The organism is Cellulosimicrobium sp. NPDC030954 (assembly GCF_055571305.1).
Genome location: NZ_JBVIFN010000001.1, coordinates 732,924 through 738,923 on the forward strand (window position 1 = coordinate 732,924; position 6,000 = coordinate 738,923).

General features: G+C 76.3%; 4 protein-coding genes. 3 read left to right on the forward strand and 1 reads right to left on the reverse strand.

Annotation, left to right across the window (positions count from 1 at the left end):
• The first annotated feature begins 51 nt into the window (after window positions 1-51).
• On the forward strand, window positions 52-1,587 hold the full coding sequence (locus ACZ402_RS03025; RefSeq protein WP_375822292.1) for a Tat pathway signal sequence domain protein: 1,536 nt from the start codon (window positions 52-54) through the stop codon (window positions 1,585-1,587).
• Between the two features lie 10 nt (window positions 1,588-1,597).
• Here ACZ402_RS03025 and ACZ402_RS03030 read toward each other — a convergent pair whose 3' ends face one another.
• Window positions 1,598-2,740 (reverse strand): LacI family DNA-binding transcriptional regulator, encoded by a 1,143-nt coding sequence (locus ACZ402_RS03030; protein WP_375822291.1) that lies wholly within the window; start codon window positions 2,738-2,740, stop codon window positions 1,598-1,600.
• 72 nt (window positions 2,741-2,812) lie between these two features.
• Between ACZ402_RS03030 and ACZ402_RS03035 the strand changes: the two genes are divergently transcribed.
• Both ACZ402_RS03035 and ACZ402_RS03040 read left to right on the forward strand, forming a co-directional pair.
• A complete protein-coding gene (locus ACZ402_RS03035; RefSeq protein WP_375822290.1) occupies window positions 2,813-4,456 on the forward strand; it encodes an MFS transporter in 1,644 nt (547 codons plus the stop codon).
• Window positions 4,453-5,763, forward strand: coding sequence for an MFS transporter (locus tag ACZ402_RS03040; protein ID WP_375822289.1), 1,311 nt, complete (start codon window positions 4,453-4,455; stop codon window positions 5,761-5,763). Before ACZ402_RS03035 ends, ACZ402_RS03040 begins: the two co-directional genes overlap by 4 nt.
• The last annotated feature ends 237 nt before the right edge of the window (window positions 5,764-6,000 follow it).

The window sequence follows — 6,000 nt, forward strand, 5'->3', positions numbered from 1 at the left end:
ACGCTCCCACTACGGTGGGTCGCGCCCCTCACGACGTCGAAGGAGACGCTCATGACCCAGCACGGTGGCCGACCCGCACCCCACGAACCTCGCGATCACGACCCCACGCCCGCGCCTCCGCGCGGGCTCGACCGCCGCGCCGTCCTCGCGCTCGGCGGTGCGCTCGCGCTCGCGGGTCTCACCGCGACCCCGGCGGCAGCCCGCCCGGGCGCGACCCTGCCTGCGGCGGCGGGCGCCGTCGGGCAGACAGCCGGTAGCCCGGCGCGGGGCCGCGCGGCGTCGGTCCAGCGCGCCCACGGCTTCCTCGCCGCGGCGACCGACGCGTACCCCGACGTCAACCCCGGCCCGCGGATCGCCCAGTCGTACGCCGACCAGCTCGGCCTGTTCTCCACGGCGTTCGTCTACGACAACGCCCTCGCGATCCTCGCGACGCTCACCGCCGGCCGGCGACACCTCGACCGGGCGCGGGCGCTCGGCGACGGCCTCGTGTTCGCGCTCGAGAACGACCCCGACCACGACGACGGCCGCCTGCGCCAGGCGTACAACGTCGGGCCGTACACCTTCTACGACGGCACGCCGCAGGAGCACGGGCTCGTGCTGCCCGACGGCACGGCGAACGTCGGGTGGCAGTTCGGCTTCCTCGGGACGGCGGTCGGGGACATGGCCTGGCCGGGCATCGCGCTGCTGCACCTGCACGCGGTGACGCGCGAGCGGCGCTACCGGGACGCCGCGCTGCGGATCGGCGAGTGGATCGTCGCGAACACGTGGTCGCAGGCTCCCCTCGGCGGGTTCTCGTTCGGCGTCGACGGCGCGAACGTCCCGATCCCCAACGGCTCGACCGAGCACAACATCGACTGCGTCGCGTTCTTCCGCCAGCTCGGGTCCGTGACGCGCGACCGGCGCTGGGATCGGGCCGCCGAGCACGCCCGCGCGTTCGTCGACCGCATGTGGGAGCCCGACGGCGGCTACCTGTACACCGGCACGAACGACGGCACCGAGATCAACCGGGACCCGCTCCCGCTCGACCCGCAGACGTGGGGCTGGCTCGCGCTGCGCGAGCGGCGCTACGCCCGCGCGCTCGACTGGGCGGACGATGCGCTGGCCGCGCGCGACGTCGCGGGCGAGGGCGTGTCACAGCTCCCCGCGGGGGCGGTCGTCGAGGGCGTGACGTTCTCGAGCGGGAGCCTGACGTCGACGGCGTCGTACAACGGGCTGCCCGTCCACCAGCAGGGCGTGTGGCTGGAGGGGACGGCGCAGCTCGCGTCGGCGCTCGCGGACCGCGGGGCGCGCGGGCGCGGTGGCCGCGACGACCGCCGGCGGGGGCGCCGCGGCTGCGAGCGGGACGACGACCGGGTCCGCGCGGACGGCCTGCTGCGCGAGGTGCAGGGCGTGCAGGAGGGCGTCGGGGCCGGTCAGACGATCGGCGGCGCCGCGCTGCCGGAACGCGCGGGCGTCGTCGCCGCGTCGAGCCTGATCGACTCGGGCTTCGGGTTCGGGTACTTCCAGGTCCAGCACGTCGGGGCGACGTCCTGGTACCTCCTGGCGGCCGCACGGGCGAACCCGCTGCAGCCCGGTCGCCTCGGCTGACGCGCCGGTGTCAGGTGGTGGGGGCGGGGCCCGTCGTCGTCCCCACCACCAGCTCGACGTCGAGCTCGACGGTCGTCGGGCTCTCGCCCGCGAGCTGGCGGATGACGGCGAGACCCAGCTCGGAGCCCTTGCGGGCGAGCGGCTGGTGGACGCTCGTGAGGACGTCCGGGGCGAGCCAGGGCAGGTCGAGCCCGTCGAACCCGGCGACCGAGACGTCGTCGGGCACCCGCAGGCCGAGCTCGCGCGCGGCGAGCAGGGCGCCCGCCGCCAGCAGGTCGGAGTGGGCGATGACCGCCGTGGGGCGGGTGGCGGGGTCGGCGGGCTCGGTCGTCCCGTCCGCGCCCGGGCGTCCCAGGAGGGCCAGGGTCGCGGAGCGGCCGTGCTCGACGAGCGACGCCTCGGTCTCCCAGCTCGCGACGGGCTCGACGACGTCCCGCACGCCCGCGAGCCGGTTCGCCGTGGGCGTGCGGTCCACCTGGGCGAGCCGTCGCGCGTCGATCGGCCCGCTGCGGTCGGAGTTGTCGAGGGGGAGCGAGACCTCCGCGACGCGCGTGTGGCCGAGGTCGACGAGGTGCCGCACGGCGTCGGCCGTGCCGACCCGGTCGCGGATCGCGACGAGCGGGGTGCCCTCGACCGCGCGCCCCTCCCCGATGACCACGGGCACCCCGCGCCGCTGCAGCGCGGCGAGCGTCGCGTCGTCGGACCCCACGCCCCACACGAGGACGGCGACGTCCATGGCCGCGCTCTCGACGAGCGGGTCGACGGCGCGGGCCGGGTCGTCCGACGGGATGCCGGGGATGAGGAGCACGCCGAGGCCGTTCTCGCCGAGGGTCGAGACGAGGCCGTCGAGCACCTGGACGGCGACGGGGTCCCGGAACGCGCGGCGGAGCTGGTCGCCGACGACGACGCCCACGACTCCGGACCGCCCCGACCGGAGCTGGCGGCCGAGCGGGTTGGGACCCGTGTACCCGAGCTCCTTCGCCGCGTCGAGCACGCGGGCCCGGGTCTCCGGGGTGATCGGCCCCGCACCGGAGAAGGCGAGCGACGCCGTCGAGACGGAGACCCCCGCGAGCTCGGCGACCTTGGCGAGCGTGGGCCGGTGGGCCGGCGCGGCGGTCGCCGCGGGCTCCCGGCTTCCGGGGGTGTCGCTCATCACGCTCCCTGCCTCCCGCGCGCGCGGGATTCTCGATTGACGCGCGGCCAGCGTACCCGCACACTGGTGACCATGCGTCGAATCGATTCGAAGCGCACCCTCGGCCGTCGGATCGAATCGATTCGAGGAGGTGCTGCGCAGTCACCGACCGACCTCCTGTCCGACCCCCGCGCCCTGACCCGGGCGCGCTGGGTCCTGCTGGGCGTCTTCGCGCTCAACGGCGTCATGATGTCGAGCTGGCTCGCGCGCATCCCCTCGGTGCGCGACGCGCTCGACCTCACCCCCGCCGACCTCGGCGTCGTGCTGCTCGCGGGCGCCGTCGGTGCCCTCGCCACGGTCACCGCCGCCGGCCCCTTCGTCACGCGCTTCGGCGGCCGCGTCGCCTTCGCCGTCTCCGCGGTCCTGTTCGGCGTCGCGTTCCTCCTGCTCGGCCTCGGCCCCGCGACCGGCTCCGTCCCCCTGCTCGCCGCCGGCATCTTCGTCAACGGCATGGCCTTCTCGCTCGGCAACGTCCCGATGAACGTCGAGAGCGCGGGCATCGAACGGCGGGTCGGGCGCACGATCCTGCCGCAGTTCCACGCCGCGTTCTCCATCGGCGCCGTCGTCGGGTCGCTCGTCGGCGCCGCGTGCGCCCACGCGCAGGTCCCCGTGCTCGTCCAGTTCGTCGCCACGGGCACGGTCGCCATGGTCTGGCGTCTCGCCGCGATCCCCGCGACGGTCCACGACACGCTCCCGACGCGCGCGCCGACGGACGCCCCGGCACCGGTCGAGGCGCTCGGCGACGCCGTCGTCGACGTCGAGACGGCCGGGCTCCGCGCGCGCCTCGCCCGCCGCGGCGCCCGGCTCGGGGCGGCGCTCTCGGCGTGGCGCGAGCCGCGCACGCTGCTCATCGGCCTCGTCATCCTCTCCGCCGCGCTGTCCGAGGGGTCCGCCAACGACTGGCTCTCGCTCGCCGTCGTCGACGGGTTCGCGCAGACCGAGGCCGTCGGCGCCGTCGTGTTCGGCACGTTCGTCGCGGCCATGACCGTCATGCGCCTCGCCGGCACGCGCCTCATCGACCGCTTCGGCCGCGTCACCGTGCTCCGCGCCTCGGGCGTCGCGTCGATCGCCGGGCTGCTCCTCTTCGGGTTCGCGCCGACGCTCCCGCTCGCCGGGGCCGGGGTCGTGCTCTGGGGCTTCGGCGCGGCGCTCGCGGTGCCCGTCGGCATCGCGGCCGCGTCCGACGAGCCGCTGCGCGCCGCGAGCCGCGTGTCCGTCGTCTCCGCGTTCGCGTCGATGGCGTCGCTCGCCGCACCGCCCCTGCTCGGGCTCGCCGCCGAGGCCATGGGTGCGCGTCACGCGCTCGTGCTCATCGTCGCCGCGATGGTCCTCAGCGTCCTCCTCGCGCGCCAGGTCACGCCCCTGCGCACCCCGGCCGCGCTCGCCGCCCGGACGCCGCGACCCGCCGCGGGTGCGGACGACGACGTGCCCCACGGGGTGGAGGATGGTCCCGAGACCGACGCGGCGGTCGCCGCGGACGCCGCCGAGCGGACGGGCGACCCCGACCAGGACGGCACGACCGGCGCCGTCCCGGACGAGGCCGACGACGCACGCCGCCCCCGCCGGCTCCGCCGACCTCGCGCGACGTCCCGCACCGGGTCGTCCACCGTCCACCGTGCCTCCGCACGCCGCCCCCGAACCCGCCCGTCGCACCGCCGCGAGGAGACCTCCGCATGACCACCGCCCGCACCGACCGCCGCGTCGTCGCGCTCGCCACCTGGGCCGTGTTCGCGGTCTTCTTCCTCAACGGCTTCAACTTCGCGACCTGGGCGTCCCGCCTGCCCGCGGTCCGGGACTCGCTCGGCTTCACCGAGGCGCAGATGGGTCTCCTGCTGCTCTTCATGGCCGTCGGGTCGCTCCTCGCGCTGCCCCTCTCCGGCATGGTCGTGCAGCGGCTCGGCGCGTCGAAGGCCGTCACGCTGTTCGCCGTGACCAACGTCGTCGGCCTCGTCACCGCCGTCACCGGCGTGGCCGCGGGGGAGGACGTCGTCGTGCGCGCCGGGCTCTTCCTCGCCGGCATCGGCACGGGCGTGTGGGACGCCGCGATGAACCTCGAGGGCGCCGCCGTCGAGCAGCGGCTCGGCAAGGCGATCATGCCGCGCTTCCACGCCGGCTTCTCGTTCGGCACCATGGCGGGCGCCGGCGTCGGGGCCCTCATGGCCGCGCTCCACGTCCCGGTCCAGGCGCACCTCACGGCCGCGGTCGTGCTGAGCCTCCTCGGCGTGCTGTGGTGCGTGCGGTTCTTCCTCCCGGCCGGGCAGGTGGACCACGCCGTCGTCGACGCGTCGGAGGACGCCGCGGGCGCGGACCCCGCCGCCGCGGCCGGGAGCGGCACACCACTCACCGCGTCGGAGAACGCGCGCGGCGCGCTCAGCGCGTGGACCGAGCCGCGCACGCTCCTCATCGGGCTCGTCGTCCTCGCCGCCGCGCTCACCGAGGGCGCCGCGAACGACTGGGTCAGCCTCGCCGTCGTCGACGGCTTCGAGACGTCCGACGCGATGGGCGCCGTCGGCCTCGCCGTGTTCCTCACGGCCATGACCGGGATGCGCCTCCTCGGCACGGGCCTGCTCGACCGCTACGGGCGCGTCACCGTGCTACGGCTCGGCGCCGCGCTCGCCCTCGTCGGGCTGCTCCTCTTCACGCTCTCGCCGAGCATCTGGCTCGCGCTGCTCGGCGTGGTCGCGTGGGGCATGGGCGCGGCGCTCGGCTTCCCCGTCGGGATGAGCGCAGCCTCCGACGACCCGGCGCGCGCCGCCGTGCGCGTGAGCGTCGTCGCGACCATCGGCTACTCCGCGTTCTTCATGGGCCCGCCCCTCATCGGGTTCCTCGCCGAGCACGTCGGCTACCGCGCCGCGCTCCTCGTGATCGCCGTGCCCGTGGTCGTCGGCCTGCTGGTCGTCGGCGCCACCCGCCCCCTCCCCACCGCCGCGGGCTCCGCGGGCCAGCAGGCCGCCCGGCGCTCCGAGGTGACCCCCGACCGCTGACCCGCACCGACCGCACGATGTGCCGAGCTAGAGCCCTGGTCGCGCGAGTTAGAGCCCTGGTCGGCCGAGGCCGAGCCGTGGTTGCGCGAAGTAGAGCCCTGGTTTCGCGGGGTAGAGCCGTGGTCATGCCCGACGGCGCGTGGTCGCCTTGGGTGGGCGGGGTGGGGGGGGGGGGGGGGGGGGGCCACCCCCCCGCGGTAGACACCGGGCGCCCGGGGTGGGAGGGGGGGAGGGACC